Below are 19,889 nucleotides of genomic sequence, written 5' to 3' on the forward strand. Positions count from 1 at the left end.
AAAAGTAGTTACTTTCCATAACTTAGCTAGGAGAGCGCCACCTTGACAGGGTGGAGGTCGTGAGTTCGAGCCTCTCCGGGGTCATACTGATAGAAACCGTGTCAAATTAACGTTTGATGCGGTTTTTATTTGTTTACTTTCATACTCCAAAATACCAGTGGTCACAGAATTGGTCACATTACCTACAAAATCTCTTCTATTTTGTTAACTGCATCTTCTTGCATCGTTGGCAATACATGTGAGTAAGTGTCTAATGTAATTTTGATATTACTATGTCCTAAGCGTTCAGAAATCACCTTCACATTCACACCTTTCGCTAATAGCAAAGTTGCATGTGTATGACGTAAATCATGAAAGCGAATCTTTGGCACAGCTGCTTTCTTAATCAAAGCGTTTAGACTTCTTCTAACATTAGCAGGATTAATTGGCGTTCCAGAAGGAGTACACATCACCAAGTCATTGTCTTGGTATTCTTCACCTTGACTTAGCTTCTCTTTTAATACGGCTGCTCTGTGTCTCTTTAGCTTTGCTACTGTGGATACAGGTAATAGTATCTTTCTTAAACTTGATTTCGTCTTTCCTCCAACCAAGAACGTCTTCCCGTCATGACTTAACGTTTGACTAATAGTTAAATACCCTTTTTCTAAATCAACATCTTTCCATCGTAATCCTAGCAATTCACCTTGTCTCATTCCAGTTACAAGAGCCATATGAAAGACGATAGAATACCTGCTATCCTGCGCAGCTTTCAAAAACAACTGCACTTCCTGTTCATTCCATACAGTTAACTGTTCCTTATCACTTTTAGGCAACTTAGTTTTAGCTGCGACATTTTTGGTAATCAGCTCCAAATCTATTGCATGCTCAAGAGAGTTCCGAATGATTTTGATTATCTTCTCGATTGTTCCTCTCTTTAAACTTTCGTTCCGCAGCGAATTGACGTAGTTTTGCATATGTAATGATGTTAACTTAGCTAGTTTGATATTACCTAAAGAAGGAATGATACGACTGTTTAAATACCCTTTCAACACTTTCGCTGTTTGGATACCCACACTGTGCTTCTTCGTATTAAACCAACTCTCAAGATATTCACCATAAAGTAGCTTACTAGGCTCTACATATGTCCCAGTATGAACTTCTGAAAGTATCATTGTTAATGCATTTTCTGCTTCTTTTTTGGTAGTAAATCCTCTCTTCTTCTTTTGTTTTCTTTTACTTGTTAAAGGGTCAATACCAATGTCTACAATATAAAAATACTTTCCTGTTTTCTTATCTTTTTTGACGCTTCCTGTCATTGTTAAGAACCTCCTTGGAGTCCTTAACTGTGCTGTATATGGTAATTTAATTATAACAGATAACTCTTCTTATGGCTTGAAGAGCATTGATACTACTACATTTACCACCATTTTAGTGACCAATATTGTAACTGGAAAATATGCTCTTGAGGCTGTGAATAAGGTTTCCTTTAATTGTATCTTCAATTTTCAAATCAAAAAGACAGCAGGTAGCAAAAAACCTGCTGTCTTCTATTTTATAATAGGATAAATACTGCACCCTTTGGAATCAAATTTAATCCTTTATGAAAGTTTTATGTAACCTTTCGATTTTTGTCCAATCTTTCGTATATTTAGACAACTCATCTAACAGTTCATATTTAATAAATAGTTTAAAAGCTTCCTCATCTTTACAATCCTTTGGCATAGGGTCAAGAGATACGACTACAGCAAGCATTTCTAAAAAAGAAAACAGTCTATAAAAGTTTATAGGAATAAAATACTCCTTATTTATCCCATGAAGTATACTATGACGGTTTAATGTATGGTCTGAATCCGATTTATAAAGATAATCAAGTCCATAAGTCTCGAAAGAAATGAACATGTCCATAGCTTCATCTATTCGTCTCACAAGGTTGTCTAACACATAGTCTGATGGAATAATTAATTTCTTCCGCTCTTTGTAGTTGTAAAGTAAAACGTTATCTCTCCATTGCTTTTTTCCATGCTTTAATACGGTTTCAAATGGGCTTGATGACCCTTTTTTGGCATAAGATAAGTTGTTTTGATTGCAGTATTCCCTAGCTATACCCTCAATTATTGTTAAAAGTAAGGTTATCGCTGCCGCAATATGTTTATTAAAGAAGCACTCTATAGCTTCATTAATCAAAGAAAGATGATTATTAAAAAGGGTGATGTTCTTATATGTACTTGTTAGCTGTGAAGCAAAATATGCTGGCGTATAGGTTTCTTTGAAAAGTCCTGCTACATCATTTTGTTGTTTTTTCTTTAATAAATCATATATTATTCTTTTTTGAATGTATGGTGGTATAACCCAGTTATGTTCACGCAGTAAATTTTCTCCTAATGTTTCATCTACCATAGATATAATTTCTGCAGAAGTTTTAAGTGGAATAATATAACTATGAGTTTCATCTTTTGGAATCAGAATCCCCTTTAATTCCCAAGTTCTTCCCCATTCAGCAATTTTAATGTCTTGCAAATTGTTAAACCTATCTTTCATTTCAGACAATACCTGTTCTTCAGATAAACTTTTCTCCTTAAGAACCCCTTTGTAATAACCATAGTAACTGTTTAATACTTTGTCGTTATTCACTAATAATCCCCATTCTTTCTTAATTTACAGGACGAATCTTAACTTCCTTGATTAACTCTTACTACGTGAGGATTTCATTTATCTCAATATACTTCTCTTTCTTCCTCACTCCATAAATATAATTCCAAAAACCTCTAACTCATTCACCATAATTCACAAAAATTGTTTCATTGTACCTCTTGCCTATTTTAATGCTTCTTCAGTAAGAGGGAACATAATTAGATTTACATTCCACGATTAGAACAGGAACGAGAAAATCTTCATTATCTTCTGCTTAAACCACAATATATAGTAATATGTAATATAAACGTTTTAACCACTCGGATATTCAACAACTTCTGTATAGACTTTATAAAATCAAAATTTTTTTAGTTGTCTTTATGAGAACAACTAAAAGATAGTATGTTTCTATTCTTATAAAAACCTTTAATGATTTTAACTGTGAGAGTGTTAAATGTTTATTTTCTTATATTTTTAAAACAAACACTTTTTAACTGAGCCAGTTTATGTATCCCATTTTAAATCTGATTTAAATCCTTAATTACTTTAGGAACAGTTTTAATAAATTTCTCTTCAAATTCTTTATTCAATTTATTCCAATCCTCTAGTGTCCCTTCAAAAAAGTAATTTGTTGTTAATCTTCCATATAAAGTAGAATCCTTCAAGTTAATACATGCCGACACAGAGAAGCCCTCAAAGCTTGCCATCCACTTAAAAAAATTTGCACTTAAAATTCCCTTTGGATTGCTAATGCTAGCCCTGTTATTCAAATCTTCACCTTGTTTTCCTCTTCTTTTTAAAGATACTTCTTCCAAGGATTGTTTAAATCCATGTAAACGACCTCTTATCTCAAATAACTGTAAGCCTAAGGGTAATAAAATAAAGGTTATTGTTTCTTCTGGTTCTTCTTTAAAGCTTAATTCTCCTAATTTATTTTGAAAAACATTATTTTTAGTGGCATATTGGCTATTAAACTGTTTATCTAGTTCTTGTAGATAATAATCTATATTATCCTTTATTTCTTTCAAAAAAGGTGTCTCTTGTACTCGAGAAATAAGTTCACTACTCTTCTTAAAAGCTTCTTTACTCCTTTCTTTGTCACCAACCCATAACTCCAATTGTCCTTCTTGCATGTAATGATAAATCTTATCTTTATTATTTTCAATTTTAGAATCCATATAAGTATTTCCCCAAATCTTTCTGTATTAGTTTCTTTATTTTAGTACCTTCATACTTTTTTAAATTGAGCATTTTATTTAAATCTTTTCGATTTTCTTCTCTACGTATCAATAATGTAAAGGTTATTTTGGGCTCAGAAATGTTCCTAAATGCTAAGTTCGAAACTAGCCCAAATCCAAAATCATCAGAGTTTTCTCCTACTATTCTCCAATACGATGCTATTTGTCTAATTGCTTCAATATATTGTGTATTCTTGCACTCTCCAGGCATGTAATTTGGAAGTTCGGCAGGAGGTCTATCTTTAGGTTTGCATTTTTTCGATAATCACCATAAATAGAAATAAAAGCGTCTGAGTTTAAAAATAAATCTGGTGTTTTTGTATCAGTTCCACTCTTTAAGTGGCAAATGTTATACCTTACTGAAGGTGAAAGTAATTTTAATGCTTGAATCGTTAAGACCTCTCCAAAGTTTCCAGAAATTGAGCTTCCGTAATCCTTTTCTATATTAATAGTAAAAGGATTGACTAAAATTGGAGCAGTTAAATGGCTACTAGCGGTTGTTAGAGTATTGCTGAGTGCCCACTCTGATGCAATCTGATTTCTGTAAACATTAAAATGTTGACCTAGGTTTAAAACCATTCTCTCGCCCCATTGTGAACCAAGAGCATCTAATTCCCAATCATCTGTATAATAATAAAAATTTTCTAAATCAATTTTACTTCCAATTCTTATATGTATTTGTATCCTATGATTCATCAATTTTGTTCCCCCCAAAAGACAATAGAATTAAACTTATACAAATTATAAAATATACTACTCAACTTAGACTTGCTACTCGAAAATTTAACAAACTTCTTAAACAAAGACGGCCCTTGATAAATACCTCTTGCACTATAAAGATAATTAGTTTTTAATTTTGTGCAACTCGCTATTACAATTTTTATTACAGTCTACTCCTTGAAATTCATTTATAAGGAAATAATACCAGATTGATACAAAAAGAGCAGTCCCCCCTTTACACGCTACTCTTGTAAAAACTTTGTAACATATGTCTATACCCACACTTTCTATTGCATTGTATAATATTGAATACTACAGAACCTCTCCCTTACATTGCACATTGAGAATGTTGTAGCTGACTATATAAAAGACGGGTTTTATTAATTTTTTATAACAATGTCTTAAATTTCAATAACCTTTTCAATTATCCGTTCCAACATACAAAAAAGATTACATACTAAGTAAAACGCTACGTTTGATTAACTATCATATTGGTAATAATGATTATTGCGATTTACTCTTTGATAGGAATGGATAATTATGTATAAAAGAAATTATAAAAAGTGGACTGATGAAGAAGTTTTGTTTCTTAGAAAAAATGCCGATATGTTTACTGTTAAAATATTAGGAGAGAAGTTAGGAAGAGCAAAAACTAGCGTTCAAAATAAGCTAACATCTCTTAAGATAAAAAAGAAACCTTTAATACACACAACATATTCATATAACAGAGACTTCTTTCAAAACATTGATTGCGAGGAGAAGGGGTACTGGTTAGGCTTTATAGCAGCTGATGGTTGTATACTAGGTGGAGGTAGAACAGGAAAACGACTCAAAATATCACTTCACAAAGATGAAAAAAAGCATCTAGAGAGGTTTGTCAAAAGCCTAAATGGTAATATAGAGATTAAAGATTATAGGTATAAGATTAAGGAAGGCTATTATGAATATGTTGAGGTTAGTGTCGGTTCTAATAAGCTTTGCTATGATTTAGAAAAATTAAACATAACAAAGGCTAAATCCCGAACTCTTAGAATGAGCAACATACCAAAAGATTTAATAAGACATTATCTCAGAGGTTATATTGATGGTGATGGACATTATTACCTTAGTAAGGATAATAAGAAATCCTACATTGAGATATACTTTGGCTCAAAACACATGTTAGTTTTCTTTAAAGTTTACCTGAGTAATCATGGAATTACTAATTATATCTATCATTATAAAAAAAAGAATCTCTATAAAATCAGTATCCATGATATTAGTTCAAAATTAAGACTTCTAGAACTCCTTTATGGAGATACTACAATTTATCTAGAAAGAAAAAAAGAAAAAGCTTTGAAAATTTATCGCAACATAGGTGGTCACAATCTGTAAGCGTAAACCAATAACCCCTAATTATAATGTTGTATAAATATTAGCAATTCTATTTTTTATGTAAGAGAACAAAAAAATAAATCGTTATCATACAACGATGGTCCATTCAGGATAGCATAGTATTCATTAATGAAAAATCTTGAGGATGTAATAAACTATCCTCAAGATTTAAATTTAATAGAGCGCCTCATTAGAGGAACAGTTTCTCAGGTAAGCTATAATTCGATGTAAATTCAAAAAATATTTCATGAAAATTTTCTTATTCTTATAAAATCTAATAAGACTTTAGATTTTACCAATTCTCTATATCCACAAAAGGATTATAATTAATAATATTCTCTAGTATTTGATTAATATATTTGTCTATTTCTTCCTTTGTGTTGCAACGATAGTATACAAGAGCATAGTCACTTGCAGTTGGGTTCTTCTTAGAGGGCGGTAAAAACCACTTTATCTCTTTTAAACTATTGTTTGTTAATTCTGTATGACGAGAGGCTAGTTTTTCAAATACATCTTTGTATGTTTCAAATGCATATTGAACTAAAGTAATTTTTTCTTTGTTTTTTATTTTTAAATAATCTTCTAAAGAATACGAACCTTGAGCAACAAGGAAAGGAATTTTATACATATCCCATTCGTAGTTAATTTCTACTAACAATTTTCTTGTGACATCATTACTATCCTTAAATACCTTAAATGTTTGAAGATTGAGCATTAGCCTTTCAATAAACTCATTATATTTTTCAAAATAATCATGTTGTGATAGATTCCGTATATCATCAGCCAACGCTTCTTTGTTATCTTCTATAAATCTATAAGCAATCTCTGCTTTTGCTTCAACAAATATACTTCGAGCAAATGCTTTTTTCTCTATAACACGTTCTTCCAACTCTTTTTCTAATTCCAATTCCTGTTTTCTTCTTAATTTCATCAAAATTCTCGATAAACTTGTTTCCATCTGTTTTTCAATATCATTATATAGTAAAACGCCATATCTAAATTCTTCATTCATTCTAACCCTAATCTCGTTAATATGACCAGAATGTTTGATAGGATGATGATAAATATATTCTGTATAGACTTCCTTTCTATTTATTATTTTCCTGTCCCAAGAACTAGTGAATTCAAAATCAATAGTTAACTCCATAGCCTCTAAATCTAAAAAATAACAAAGATTTGTTTCATTAAAAATTGCCTTTTCTAAGTCTCTTCTCAAACGAGCATCTGTTATACCTTGTGCTGTTGAGTATCTCAAATATTTACTCTTATCTAAAACCCAGAAGTCTTGAATTCCTGCGGATTCATATAAGTTATGTCTCTTTTGCCAATCCGCAGATGAAAGGGGACTATGTTGGAACTCAAACGCCCAGCGCAAACCTTCTAATTCCTGTTCAGTATGTACTATAAAAACATCTGCTATCTGACCTGTCTCTGGAATATAGACTTCATACTCAATCTCAGCAGTTGGATATTTTAGTTTAAGCCAGTTAAATAGAATTTCTTTTCCTTTTATATGTGAATTTGTTTCTGGTTCTGAATGACTTACTACACATTCAGAATCATGATGAGCGAAATGTGCGCTCATTATCTTTCCTTTTTTAAAGATGACATTCGTTTGACAATTTGGACAGTATAATTTCTTAGCTTTTGCCAATTTTCTAGTAGCAACTTCTTCACAGTTTGGAGCATATAAAGTATTATTATCTGCTGTAATACATCTTAACATATTAATTATTCCTTTCTTTTTAGCTAAATTTAAATAAAGAATACATCACTGAGTAAAAGTATTCAGTTACTTCTAGGCGTGTTAGTGTTCTTCCTCCTCACTAACCCTGTTTAATCCAAAATTTTTTAAAATGCTCTTTTTGCAAGAGTACCCCAGATTCTCTAATATGAGAACCTTTAATTCACCGTAAAAGAGTTATTGAGATATCCTTACAAATCCAATCTTTGGATACTTTATATTTTATTATATAGCCGATACTATAAAAGACGAGTTTTATTAGTTTTGTGTAACCGATGTGATTAATTTCAACACTATTTTCAATTGCATACTCAATATACACAAAAATGAGAGCCTCAATTGCGAGACCCTCCTGTGATTCTTACTAATTCCTTATCCATTTCAGCAATCAATGGTTCTCTTTGATTCTTTAGCAACCTCAAACTCAACTCCATCACGTTCGATTGTAATTAATGCTGTTTGTTCAACTGCATTAGGATTTGATTTCATACTGCTCGTGCATCTAAAGTACTTCAATAGTAGTTCCCACATTGGAGCATATTGCTTCATTATCTTAAAGCATTTAATTCTATCTGAATCAGACTTATTAGTGGTGTTTTTCTGCCTACCTTCAGCAAGTTTCAATGAATGCCTACTGTGCTTATCTTTAAACATCTCAGTCATAATAATCGCAGACTGCTCAGTTAACCTGTGTGTAAATTCCAATTCGTCTTTCTCTTGCAATTCATCAAGGTAGTATCGAAGTCCTAAGTCACTCTCCTGTAATACACAAAAGTGAGCGTCATAATAAAATTTGAGCCCCAACTGTTCCTCTAATTGCTCATCGAAGTTCTTTTTAAAGGCTTTAACTTCCTTCATGTTCTTCTTGAATAAATCTCTACTTTCAATTCCATGGAAAAGGAGCAATGTATGTCTGATATCTTCTATTGACTTACTTTCTTGGCGTTTTAGCTTTCTGTATTTACCCTTAGTTGTACAGCACCACTGCTCTTTTCGATGAATAATGACTTCTCCTTTAGACAGCTTGTTAAAGACAGAGACCAAGCTACTCTTTAAATGCCTAAGAACTGTTTGCAAGAACTCCTCTAACATATCAATATCTGAATCAGCCTTATTGTAATCTTTAATCACTTTGCTAAACCGCTCTTGATTTTTTCCGAGATACATGCCTCTATCACTATATAATGCACCAGTAAGTTTACCATCAACTATGCCTAGTTCAGTAAGCCATTTAGTCGCACTCATAGGACTTACTTTATTATTATTCTGAATCAAATAGTGTACCACTAGTGAACTCAACTCAAACTCACCAATTAATTGCCCTTTACCATTATTAGAGCGCTTATCAACTCGTTCAGCCTTTTTAGACAGTTTCCCAGTGCAGGTAATAATACGTTTTGAGCCTCTACCTTCAACTGTATAAGATTCCCACTCTTGTTCAACCGATTTAATTAGAATACTAAATTCCTTTCCTGAAAGATTACCTTTTTTCTTCAGTGATTCCTTCTGGGCATTGCTTCCGTATTTCTTAACCAACTCTTTTAATGTAAAAACTTGTTTCAATGTAATTCCCTTTTCTTATGACTAAGATTCGCTATTATTAGCAGTCATATAATTCACTCCTTTTAGTTTAATTCTTCAGAAATGAACCCTTCGATTCTCTTGTATTCCATACTTTCATTGATGATTCTAGTTATAAATTTCTGTACCGAATCGACCTACTAATATATAAAAGTATTAATACCTCGATTCGGTACAGTTTTTTCACTCTTTATTCGATAGGCTTTTATTGATAATTAGAGGCACTCGATGCTACAAAAATGAGCCTCAAAACTCAACACTCACTTTTTAGAGTTGATGCCAAAAGGTCAAGAACATTGGGCTTGAGCGCCCCGTTACTCGCTACGCTCATTCCTCCTGGCCCAGTTGTACCCTCGAAAAACCACCGAGGGCGACAACTTACATAATCATCCCTTTTGCTTGCGCTATTTAATTCCCCTTGGGATTGAGTGTTTTTTTCCTTTGATACTGTTTGCAATGATTAGCTAGGTTCTTATAATCCGCAATTGCCTCATCAATCCGCTCTCTTAACACATTCCTTCACTTTCTATAATTGAATTTAACTTAGTATTGTTTTAGCCGCTCTTTATACAACGCAAAAAAGGAGCGAATCTACACACAATCTGCTCATTAGAAGACACACTTACCCCTGTCAAATATAGGCGAAAAATCAGCCTACTCCTACGATTACATCATAGGCATACAGAAATATATAAGTGTGCCTCCTTAAGAGGCGATTGCATGTAAATTCAACTCCTTTATAGTTTATTTATTTAATTATTAATATTTAAGTTAAAATATTATAACACTATTAATACTGTAATGCAATAGATTCTTTCACATTTCTTATCTACTAGGAATGTGTAGTAGGATATTCTATGGGATATGTGTATATTCGTTTCGGGCTTTACTTTAGAAATACTTACTATCAAGGTATTTTTACTAGATAAAGACCATCAAAAATCCGTCTCGTATCGAGAACTTTATAGCTGTTCCTGGTGTAGATTGAGGTGCTTATAGCATTTCAATCCACAGAACGAGCATAAAATGTGGAAAACACCCCCTCCTCTGTTCAACTCTTTTATGACACACCTATCTTCTCATAACTATTTATAACGCACTTAATTATGCTGTGGCATAGACAACAATGCCTAGCAAAAATTACAATTGCAATTACAGTTGCCACAATGTACTCCTATCCGTAAAATAATGATATACATGGGAAGGAGTTATAGCATGCCGACTTTTCAATATGGAACTACAGCTATTGAGTATGCCATTGAGTATGTCGATGATAAAAAAGACGTATCTATTATTGTTGAATGGATGGAAAGCACTCGACTCATAGTCCCTACAGGTATTACCGACGAACAAATTGAGGAGATTGTGCGAAAGAAAGCACCTACTATCTTCCAGAAACTAAAAGAAGTGAATGAGATAACTGAACCTCCTTTTCCAAAGGAATTTGTTAGCGGTGAAAAATTTGCTTATTTAGGACGAAACTATCGATTAAAAGTATATAAAGAAGAAGGACTACAGAAAGCGCAGTTAAACTTTGTAAGAGGAAGATTCATCGCAACTGTTCCATATGGAATAGACGAAGATGAGAAGAGGCAGCAATTATTGGAGTTGTTCAAAACTTGGTATCTTGAACACGGTAAAGCGAAGGTACAGTCACGTTTAAAGCTATATTGTGCTAAGATGGGTGTTACACCTAATGATGTGCAGCTAAAGGAGCAAAGAATGCGTTGGGGTACTTGCACACTTGAGGGCAATATCTATTTAAATTGGCGAATTGTCATGTCACCAATGTCCATTGTAGACTATGTACTCGTGCATGAATTGGCACATTTAAGATATATGAATCACGGTAATGACTACTGGAACTTTGTACATTCTATCCTACCCGACTATGAACAACGTAAAGAGTGGCTACGTGTACACGGACCTACATTAACACTAGAATAGAGGAGAAGCCATCTCAAGCAAGATGGCTTTTTTTCATTATCATTTTTATTTCTTATAATGCACTGTTGCTAAGTCAATCAATTGCTGTGTTAAACTCTCCAACTTTTCTTTTGGACAAGGACTTACACGGAGTTGCTTCTTAATCTTCTTTCGCATTTCACGTTTTACATCTTCTTTAGTCGTCCATTCCACTATATCTGCTTCCTGCTGAATAATGTCCGTTATAAGATGCGTTAATGCTTTCAAATCCTCTACATCATCATATAGAGGCATTTCTTTCTCCAACATTTGATAAAACGGATATTGCTCACGAGTAAAGCCTTCTTCTTCACCCTTTTGCGCCGCATTCCGCATATCATTCATCATATTACGATATTCTTCTAACAACTCGTCGATATCCATCTGGCGGTCTCTGCGCCGTTGAAGGAGTTCTTCAAGCCGTTCCTTTAAAGATGTATAGTAGACTGGATTCTCTTCCAACTTAACTCGTATTTCATGACGAATGGCATGTTCCATTTCAGCTGCTTTACCTTCAGGTGTCTTTGTTTCCTCTATCTGTTTTTCAAATCGCTTCGAAAGAATATCAATTGGCTCATGAACAACATTAATACCTACTGCTGCAAGATGCTCCTCTATAAGCTGTTTTACTTTTTCTCCGCAGTCACTAATATCCATCCCATCTACACGATATCGAGACTTTGCTGCTTGCCGTACTTTACCTAAAAATTTCAAATCCGCTTTGTAATCGTGTGCTTTAGGACTAGGCATTATCATATCCATGCTTTCTGAAAAACGTTTAAATGCTGTATCAAATTCATTTCGTACGTCTTCTGGCTCTAACACCTGTAAGCATGCTTCTAGACTATCTTTCGAAATCTTGTCGAAAAAGCGCATAGCAGAACGATGACGAGACTGTAATTTTGGTATCTCAGTATCAATATTTTTTAATGCACCTTGTACATCTTCTTTATTGAAAATAGCAAGTGCTTGCTCTAGGAATCTAGAAACACCATAGTAATCGACTATCAAACCATAAGTCTTTTTATCATATGTACGATTTGTACGAGCGATGGCTTGTAGAAGATTATGTTCTTTAATTGGCTTGTCTAAATACATAACCTGTTCGATTGGAGCATCAAAGCCTGTCAGCAACTTGTCACACACGATTAAAAAACATAACTTATCCTCTGACATCGGCTTCTTGAAACGAGCAATCACATCTTTTTCTTCATCTTTTGACAAATGATGTGTTTGAAGGTGTTCCTTATCGTTATGACCCGCTGACATAATAACCTTGGATTCATAATTACTCAACTCATCCAACATCTCTTTATACATAACTGCTGCTTCACGGCTAATCGCTACAATTTGTGCCTTGAACCCGTTTGGCTGAATATGTGTTTCATAATGTTCAATTATATCTAGGACAATACGTTTAATTCGTTTTTGAGACGAAATAATCGCTTGTTCTGTCGCATACTTCTTCTTAATACGTTCTCGGTCTTCTTCACTGTACTCACGGAATTGTCGCTCAAACAGTTCGTCTAACGAATCTCCTTGTACATGCAAGTCAGCCATTCTTGCTTCATAAAAAATAGGTACTGTTGCCCCATCTTCTACTGCTTGTTCAATGGTGTATTTGTCAATGTATGGTCCGAATGTACGCTTCGTACTCTTATCTTCTTTATCAATTGGTGTACCTGTAAATGCTAAATAACAAGCATTGGGCATGGCACTTTTCATTGTAGTAGCTAATCCACCGTATTGAGAACGGTGAGATTCATCAATCATGACAAAAATATTCTCAGCAGTAGATAGGTTCTTGAATTCCTTTGTCTCTGCGTCCTCTTGGAACTTCTGTACCAATGTCATAATAGTAGAACCTGCACCTTGTTGAAGCAGCTGTCTTAGCTGGACAACTGACTCTGCCTGTTGTGGATTTGGGAAGCCACATCGACGGAATGTGTTTGTAATTTGGTCATCTAAGTCTTTACGGTCCGTCACAACAACGATAGTAGGGTTCTTAAGTTCTTTAATTCGTCGCAGCTTAACAGCAAGGTATATCATCGTTAAAGATTTTCCACTTCCCTGTGTATGCCATACAACACCACCACATTGCGTTTTATCCTCTGCACGTAAAATACGGCCAATCGCTTTGTTTACCGCACGGAACTGCTGATAACGAGCCAGTTTTTTAATTGTACGACCTTCTACTGGCTCGTATACTATGAAGTTACGAACTAAATCTAATAGATTCTCTTTTGTTAACATTCCTGCAGTTAAAATATCTTGTGGTGTTGGAGAAACTCCTAGTTCTGCGACTGTTTTGGGATATGGGTCTTTCCATTCACCGTAATGTTGCGCTTTTGCTCCAATTGCTCCTACTTTGGCACGGTCATTACTCGTAACAATCATAAATTGGTTGTAATGGAATAGCTGCTCATGTGTGTTTTGATATCTGTGTAACTGGCGTACACCTTCACCTATTTGTTCATCTGATGGCAACATGGGACTTTTGCATTCAACAATGACAAGGGGCAATCCATTTATGAAAATGATAATATCAGGACGAATTTTACCTTGTGCATTGCTAATAGTAAATTGGTCTACCACAAGGAATTCATTATTCTCGGGTCTTTCGAAATCAATGAGTTTTACTGTTTGGTTCTTCTTTCCTTTGCCGAGGTCTTGTTGAATAGAAATCATGTTTACTATCATTTCATGTAACTTTTGATTTGCCTCCATTAAGCTGGTCGATTCAATATGTGTAATTGAACGCATAACTTTTGCTAGATTGGTATCAGAAAGCCAAGGGTTTAATCGTAAAATGGCTTTTCGCATGCGCTCTTTTAGTATGATTTCTCCTCTTGATTCTCTTTCTGAATCAAGAGAAGGACCATGAAGATGTTCATAGTCCAGTTCCTTTAATTGTTCAATCATGGGATTTTCTACAAGTTGTTTCTCGTTCCATTTTAAGGAGGAGGTCATACTTGTTTCACCTCAGCTTCGTCGACTTTTACACGGATTTTTCCTGTAAGAAGAGATTGCATAAGACCTTTTTTTAGAATTTGAAATTGTTCTAGCTTTGCAACCTCATTCCCTAACTTTTCATCAAACACCTCTAGATTTCTCACAATTTGTTCTTGTTCTTCTAATGTAGGCATTGCCATTAATAGATTCTTTTGATTTGTAATACCGATGTAACTGCGGGTTGACTGCGCAGACAACTTTTCTAACCTGTTTTGAAAATACTCTCCCTCAAAGAAGTACTTTAAGAATTTATTAGATAACCTACTACCATCTACCCTATAGTACGTTACCTGAGGGGTTAACATAACATAACTTTCAACCCTTGGAACTATAGCTGCTTTCCCAATAGTTCCTTTATGTGTCAAAAGGACATCTCCCTCTATAGAAAATCCAATTCTTAACTTATCTGTTTGCTCCTTCTTTAAAAATTTACAATTTACTAAGTCTAAAGTTCCATTTACCAAGTTATTTGCCATAATAAATGGTATACCTCGTGTGACATAATCATTGGCTTTCGGATGAGAATTCCCATGATTTCCATCTTGGATATCAATAATATAACCTTCTCGTAAAAGGTCATTAAATGTTTTTACTTCCCATTCCCTAGGAATCTCCCCAACTTTTGTTTTCTTAAACTTTGTGTGTCCAATCCCTTTTGTAAGAAGCTGCTGCATCAATCCTTTTTTCACTTTTTCTGTTTGCTCAATAATCGCTTCTGTTTTTCCAATTGCTTCATTAACAACTGAAAGGATTTCTGCAATTTTAGACTGTTCAGCTCGAGGAGGAATTGGTATAAGAAAATCCTTAATTCTCGTTAAAGCTAACTTAGGTTGAGCATTACTTGTTTGTTCCTTCTTTATTGCTTTCTGTATTAATTCACTCCTTAAAACCCATAGAAGGTACTTTCTATCACAATGTATTTCACTAATTTTATCAGCATTTTCCGTTAAATTTGCTCCATCCAACTCTTTGGGTACTTCACCAACTAAGCCTAAAGTACCTGCGACTGATATATATAAATCACCCGTTTTTACCCTATATCTTTTAATAGCGTCAACTATATCTAAAGGAACATACATAATACTTTGTAAGGAAATCCCTTTCTCCCCCATATCCGAAACCCTTATATATGGATGTCCCGTATTATACTGCGATAAGCTGTTTCCCTTTGGAAGACGTTTTCCTCCAGTCACTTTAGCTATTTCTTGAAGTTGCTTTACTTCCCACTCATCAGGGATAATTCCAATATCCGTATTTGCAAATTCTCTTTTAAAAGATTTACTCACCATATCCCAGCTCCTTTAAGTACCCATACACTAATACCTCAATTTCTCCCCGCTCCTTTTCCAAATTACGAAGTTCACTCAATGCAGCTGCTATATCAATTTGTTCTTCTTCCTCTGTTGTATCAATATAACGAGCAATGTTTAAGTTGTAATCATTTTCACAAATTTCATCAATACTAACAGAACGACAATACTTCTCTACTCCCTCAGATTTTTCATAAGCTGTTACAATCTTTTCAATGTCTTGGTCCCGCAATGTATTCTGGTTCTTTCCTTCTTGATAATCCTGAGAACCATCTAAGAAGAAAATTTTGTTCTTTTGCTCTTCTGATTTGTTTCGATTAATAACTAGGATACACGCTGGGATACCTGTACCATAGAATAGGTTCGATGGCAAGCCAATCACTGCTTCAAGTAAGTCCTCTTCAATAATCCCTTTACGAATCTTCCCCTCTGCTCCACCACGGAACAGAACGCCATGAGGCATTACTACTCCTGCTTTTCCTTCATGGTTTAATGTAGCAATCATATGCTGAATAAATCCGTAATCTCCTGCCGTTTTTGGTGGCAATCCAAAACGGAAGCGTCCATATTCATCGCTTTCTGCTTCTTCACGTCCCCAGTTCTTTAAACTGAAAGGTGGATTAGCGATAACACGGTCATACAGGATTAGTTCACCTTCTTCTAGCAATTTTGGCTCACGAATTGTATCTCCCTTTTCAATACGATGGTCACTTAGTCCGTGCAGTAATAAGTTCATCTTACAAATTGCCCATGTATTAAGATTTCTTTCCTGTCCATGCAATACAAGATTGCGTGAATTTCCACCATTTTCTTTAATGTAGTCTACAGACTGTATAAGCATACCGCCAGAGCCAGCAGTTGGGTCACATACACGCATTTCTTCTTCTGGCTTAATTAGTTTTACAATAAGTTCTACCACTTTGCTTGGCGTATAGAACTCCCCACCTTTTTTTCCTGCATCGTCTGCAAACTGCTTAATAAGATATTCGTACGCACGTCCAAGCATATCTGGCTCAGATAGGCTTGCATTGCTTAAGTCAATCTTAGAGAAATGCTGAATCAACTGCAGTAAAAGGGTATCAGGCAACTTTTCCTTATCATTAAAGTCTATGTTTGCTAATACCCCTTGTAACGATACATTCTCTTCTTCTAGTTTTTCAAATGCTTTGTTAATGGCATCACCAATGTCTTGCGTTTTGGAACGAATATCTTCCCACCTTGCACCTTCCGGCACGAAGAATTGATGCTCATCACGGTCATACCAACCATAATCATCTTGTTCTTCTTCCTCAATGCGTTTTGCTGTTTCCACAAATACATCATTTAGGCGCTTTAAGAATAATAAACCAAATATGTAGTTTTTATAATCAGAGGAATCAATGCTCCCTCTCATTATGTTCGCAGATTCCCATAAATGGGATTCCAGTTGTTGTAATGTTAATTTCTCCATGTTCTTTCCTCCATCTGAATTACATCTATATCCATGCATGTTATTGAATAAGGTTGTCTATCTTCTACTATATCAAAATAAACCTCTTACAACTAGCTTCTTCCTGTCTATACCCAAGCATATGGCTACTGAACCAGATACTAAAAAGTGCTGTGAGATTTCCTAATCCCAGTAACCAATAAAATCTATATTTCATTAAATATTTTGTTATAAGAGCCTCCCTCTTTTCACAAATAAGAGAGACGCAATATACAGAAATATATTCTCCTATATCAACAAAGAAGATTGATTTTCCTCATCTTCTTTTAAGAATAGTATATTAATGGTTCAATACGTATATAATAAAAAGAAATCGATGCGCTAACATCGAGCCTTCGTACAACTAATCACCAGAGTGGTTAGTTACCTAATTCAATTATTTGGAATCTGAAGAAGCAGAACCATCGGCTTGGTCGGCAGAGTGGTTCTTTTTCTTTTCTCAAGTTCTACTGTGACAATCCTTACTAAAGCAAAAGTTTCACCGAAAATCAGTATAATTCTCAATAGCAACAAGACTATCTCTTACCATTATACAGACAGCTAAGCACATAATTTTATGGTCACAAATGGTCACAGAATTTACAATAGCCATTGCTTTTTTAATAGAATTTCATTTATACAAACTTGTAAGAATGCCTTTAAATCAACGTTTCTCCCATAACTTAGTTAGGAGAGCGCCACCTTGACAGGGTGGCGGTCGTGAGTTCGATCCTCTCCGTGGTCATACACGCTATGCAATCAAAGAACCACTTACTTCTAGTTTACAAACTGGAAAGGAAGTGGTTTTTTTGTTGCTTAAATTTGCTATTCAAGATTTCAAAGACGATAGAGAATTTGAAAATTTGTCCTCTCGTACAATTGGTTCCTATCTCCTTACTCTTAACGAGTTTCAAGGTTTTTGTTCTGAACGTAAACTTATTGACGTTAATGATATTACACCTTATGCAGTCAAAAGCTACCTACTATATTGTCACAAGCAACGTAAGAACAATCCTACTACAAGAAATACTAAATAAACAGTACAATGAAAAACAACATTTTAAGCGATAGCTATTTGAATTACTTTGATAATATTATATCCTTATATTTAAGATGATTGGTTATAGAGGGGGATTATAATGATTACAGAAAATCCAATATTAACTGAATATAAAAAACAAAAGGATCTTCATGAAGAATTTTGTAAAGAAGTACAAGGATTATTAAAAACTATTTTAAAACAAAATCAAATTAATTGTCATTCTATTGATTCAAGGGTAAAAGAAGAAGATAGTTTGGCTGCCAAGGTTGAAAAAGGTGGAAATAAATACAGTACTTTAAACGATATTACAGATGTTTCTGGGATCAGGGTAATTACATACTTTTCAGATGACGTAGATAAAGTAGCAAGCATTATACAAAATGAATTTGAAATTGATGAAACTAATTCCGTAGATAAGAGAATAATACTAGATCCCGACAGGTTTGGTTATCTATCATTGCACTATGTTATTAAATTAAATACCGTGAGAACTTCTCTAGTTGAATACCAAAGATTCAAAGATTTAAAAGTTGAAGTTCAGATCAGATCAATTCTACAACACGCTTGGGCTGAAATAGAACATGACTTAGGATATAAGAATAAGAATTCTGTACCTAAAGTAGTAAAAAGGGATTTTTCAAGGTTAGCTGGTTTGCTAGAATTAGCTGATCAAGAATTCGTTAAAATAAAAGAAGAGTTAGTAAAGTATAATGAAAATGTTAAAGCAGAGATACAAAACACCCCTTCAGATGTGTTAATTGATAAAATATCAATTAAACAGTTGTTAAATAATGAAAATAGCATCGTAAGCATCCTAGATCAGGAGATATGTGAGATTGCTAATGCATCAAGAATTGTAGGTACCGATCTTGAGAAAGAGATAAAAAGGTTAAAGTATTTAGGCTTTAATACTATTGGGGAGATTCAAACTGCACTTAATCAACATAAAGAAAAAATTATAGAACTGGCAACCGCTTGGCTTACTAAACCTGATAATAATAATGTCGTAAGGGCTGGTATTAGCATGTTTTATTTAGCCTATATTGTTATAAGTATAGATGGTTCTTCAGAGATAGTTGAAAATTACCTCAACGAATTTAATATTGATGAAAAAGAGAATCGTGAAGAAATAGCTATAGAAATCCTAGAATTTTGCAATTAAATACTAAATGATATTTTGTATATGTTATCTCAAATCAATTAGGTTAGGATTTCTTGTTCTTAATACTATATTGGTGTTTTTTATAAAAATCAGACAGAATAATAAAAAGCTAGCCATATTTGGTTAGCTTTTTTACAATCCCATTTTATTGATCAAGTTAATATAAAAGTTTGTCCAAACATACAATTCCAGCTAATTGTTTTACTATATCAGGTTCTATTTTACTCATAAATTCTTGATATTGGTTGCTATCACGGAGTATTACTGTAACAATACCATATGGGAATTTAAAATAGTTTGCCTTTATTCTCCATTCCCTTTCATGTGTCCAATCGGTAATACCATTACCCCCAGTTAATTCAAAGTCTACAATACGCCAATATTCATTTTCAGGTAAAAATCCTTTTGCTATCTCCGTTTTTTCATATATAACCGGTCGAACCCCCATGTTAGGTATAACCTGTCGAGTAACACTATCCACAAGTTGATAGAGAACTTGTTTTGGAAGAGAGAGACCGCATGGGTAGTATCGTAATTTCATATAAGGATTGGTTGTACTTTGAACATACCTTTCATACTCTTCAATATGATTAATTGCATTTTCAGCTATGGAATAAATTGGTGCTTCTTGAAAACAAATTACCTTCTCATTACCTACGATGT

The 19,889-nt window shown here is 34.0% G+C and carries 14 protein-coding genes and 2 tRNA genes; 6 read left to right on the forward strand and 10 right to left on the reverse strand.

Annotated features, from left to right (window positions below; translation table 11 throughout):
- The first annotated feature begins 19 nt into the window (after positions 1–19).
- Positions 20–81: transfer RNA gene (locus tag G9F74_RS23390), tRNA-Val, on the forward strand.
- A gap of 101 nt (positions 82–182) precedes the next feature.
- On the opposite strand, the gene G9F74_RS23395 is transcribed toward G9F74_RS23390, so the two are convergent.
- The 4 genes from G9F74_RS23395 to G9F74_RS23410 all read right to left on the reverse strand — a co-directional run bounded on the left by G9F74_RS23395 (position 183) and on the right by G9F74_RS23410 (position 4,544).
- Entirely contained in the window at positions 183–1,295 is a 1,113-nt protein-coding gene (locus G9F74_RS23395) for a site-specific integrase (RefSeq protein WP_165406257.1), read from the reverse strand.
- Positions 1,296–1,569: 274 nt separating this feature from the next.
- Positions 1,570–2,610, reverse strand: coding sequence for a hypothetical protein (locus G9F74_RS23400; RefSeq protein WP_165406258.1), 1,041 nt, complete (start codon positions 2,608–2,610; stop codon positions 1,570–1,572).
- 518 nt (positions 2,611–3,128) lie between these two features.
- Positions 3,129–3,788: a hypothetical protein gene (locus G9F74_RS23405; protein ID WP_000377470.1), complete on the reverse strand. Its 660-nt coding sequence runs from the start codon at positions 3,786–3,788 to the stop codon at positions 3,129–3,131.
- Positions 3,789–4,007: 219 nt separating this feature from the next.
- Positions 4,008–4,544, reverse strand: coding sequence for a hypothetical protein (locus tag G9F74_RS23410; RefSeq protein ID WP_165406259.1), 537 nt, complete (start codon positions 4,542–4,544; stop codon positions 4,008–4,010).
- Positions 4,545–5,108: 564 nt separating this feature from the next.
- Between G9F74_RS23410 and G9F74_RS23415 the strand changes: the two genes are divergently transcribed.
- Entirely contained in the window at positions 5,109–5,942 is an 834-nt protein-coding gene (locus G9F74_RS23415; protein WP_165406260.1) for an LAGLIDADG family homing endonuclease, read from the forward strand.
- A 292-nt stretch (positions 5,943–6,234) separates the two neighbouring features.
- Here the strand turns inward: G9F74_RS23415 and G9F74_RS23420 are convergent, their stop codons facing one another.
- Positions 6,235–7,668: a competence protein CoiA gene (locus G9F74_RS23420; RefSeq protein ID WP_165406261.1), complete on the reverse strand. Its 1,434-nt coding sequence runs from the start codon at positions 7,666–7,668 to the stop codon at positions 6,235–6,237.
- A gap of 399 nt (positions 7,669–8,067) precedes the next feature.
- A complete protein-coding gene (locus G9F74_RS23425; protein WP_000815634.1) occupies positions 8,068–9,249 on the reverse strand; it encodes a hypothetical protein in 1,182 nt (393 codons plus the stop codon).
- A 1,233-nt stretch (positions 9,250–10,482) separates the two neighbouring features.
- On the opposite strand from G9F74_RS23425, the gene G9F74_RS23430 reads away from it, so the two are divergent.
- Positions 10,483–11,214, forward strand: a complete 732-nt coding sequence (locus G9F74_RS23430; protein WP_001141935.1) for a M48 family metallopeptidase — start codon at positions 10,483–10,485, stop codon at positions 11,212–11,214.
- A 45-nt stretch (positions 11,215–11,259) separates the two neighbouring features.
- Here the strand turns inward: G9F74_RS23430 and G9F74_RS23435 are convergent, their stop codons facing one another.
- From G9F74_RS23435 to G9F74_RS23445, 3 genes are read right to left on the reverse strand one after another with little or no spacing between them, the layout of a single operon-like run.
- Positions 11,260–14,202, reverse strand: a complete 2,943-nt coding sequence (locus G9F74_RS23435) for a type I restriction endonuclease subunit R (RefSeq protein ID WP_165406262.1) — start codon at positions 14,200–14,202, stop codon at positions 11,260–11,262.
- Positions 14,199–15,533, reverse strand: a complete 1,335-nt coding sequence (locus G9F74_RS23440; RefSeq protein WP_165406263.1) for a restriction endonuclease subunit S — start codon at positions 15,531–15,533, stop codon at positions 14,199–14,201. Before G9F74_RS23440 ends, G9F74_RS23435 begins: the two co-directional genes overlap by 4 nt.
- Positions 15,523–17,004: a type I restriction-modification system subunit M gene (locus G9F74_RS23445; protein ID WP_165406264.1), complete on the reverse strand. Its 1,482-nt coding sequence runs from the start codon at positions 17,002–17,004 to the stop codon at positions 15,523–15,525. The genes G9F74_RS23440 and G9F74_RS23445 overlap by 11 nt, the downstream gene beginning before the upstream one ends.
- 698 nt (positions 17,005–17,702) lie before the next feature.
- On the opposite strand from G9F74_RS23445, the gene G9F74_RS23450 reads away from it, so the two are divergent.
- The 3 genes from G9F74_RS23450 to G9F74_RS23460 all read left to right on the forward strand — a co-directional run bounded on the left by G9F74_RS23450 (position 17,703) and on the right by G9F74_RS23460 (position 19,226).
- Positions 17,703–17,764, forward strand: a tRNA-Val gene (locus tag G9F74_RS23450).
- 58 nt (positions 17,765–17,822) lie between these two features.
- Positions 17,823–18,059: a phage integrase N-terminal SAM-like domain-containing protein gene (locus G9F74_RS23455; RefSeq protein ID WP_257144757.1), complete on the forward strand. Its 237-nt coding sequence runs from the start codon at positions 17,823–17,825 to the stop codon at positions 18,057–18,059.
- A 102-nt stretch (positions 18,060–18,161) separates the two neighbouring features.
- Positions 18,162–19,226, forward strand: coding sequence for a GTP pyrophosphokinase (locus tag G9F74_RS23460; RefSeq protein ID WP_098164957.1), 1,065 nt, complete (start codon positions 18,162–18,164; stop codon positions 19,224–19,226).
- A 157-nt stretch (positions 19,227–19,383) separates the two neighbouring features.
- Here the strand turns inward: G9F74_RS23460 and G9F74_RS23465 are convergent, their stop codons facing one another.
- The gene (locus G9F74_RS23465) at positions 19,384–19,674 is read right to left on the reverse strand and encodes a hypothetical protein (RefSeq protein ID WP_165406265.1); all 291 of its coding nucleotides are present in this window, start codon (positions 19,672–19,674) and stop codon (positions 19,384–19,386) included.
- Positions 19,675–19,889: the final 215 nt, after the last annotated feature.

The sequence above is a fragment of the Bacillus sp. EKM202B genome, from assembly GCF_011066025.1.
Classification (GTDB): domain Bacteria; phylum Bacillota; class Bacilli; order Bacillales; family Bacillaceae_G; genus Bacillus_A; species Bacillus_A toyonensis.

Bases quoted from the DNA above. Each gene is read 5' to 3' on its own strand.
- G9F74_RS23395 (WP_165406257.1), bottom strand. From the start codon at position 1,295: ATGACAGGAAGCGTCAAAAAAGATAAGAAAACAGGAAAGTATTTTTAT.
- G9F74_RS23405 (WP_000377470.1), bottom strand. From the start codon at position 3,788: ATGGATTCTAAAATTGAAAATAATAAAGATAAGATTTATCATTACATG.
- G9F74_RS23410 (WP_165406259.1), bottom strand. From the start codon at position 4,544: ATGAATCATAGGATACAAATACATATAAGAATTGGAAGTAAAATTGAT.
- G9F74_RS23415 (WP_165406260.1), top strand. From the start codon at position 5,109: ATGTATAAAAGAAATTATAAAAAGTGGACTGATGAAGAAGTTTTGTTT.
- G9F74_RS23420 (WP_165406261.1), bottom strand. From the start codon at position 7,668: ATGTTAAGATGTATTACAGCAGATAATAATACTTTATATGCTCCAAAC.
- G9F74_RS23430 (WP_001141935.1), top strand. From the start codon at position 10,483: ATGCCGACTTTTCAATATGGAACTACAGCTATTGAGTATGCCATTGAG.
- G9F74_RS23435 (WP_165406262.1), bottom strand. From the start codon at position 14,202: ATGACCTCCTCCTTAAAATGGAACGAGAAACAACTTGTAGAAAATCCC.
- G9F74_RS23440 (WP_165406263.1), bottom strand. From the start codon at position 15,533: ATGGTGAGTAAATCTTTTAAAAGAGAATTTGCAAATACGGATATTGGA.
- G9F74_RS23445 (WP_165406264.1), bottom strand. From the start codon at position 17,004: ATGGAGAAATTAACATTACAACAACTGGAATCCCATTTATGGGAATCT.
- G9F74_RS23460 (WP_098164957.1), top strand. From the start codon at position 18,162: ATGATTACAGAAAATCCAATATTAACTGAATATAAAAAACAAAAGGAT.
- G9F74_RS23465 (WP_165406265.1), bottom strand. From the start codon at position 19,674: ATGGGGGTTCGACCGGTTATATATGAAAAAACGGAGATAGCAAAAGGA.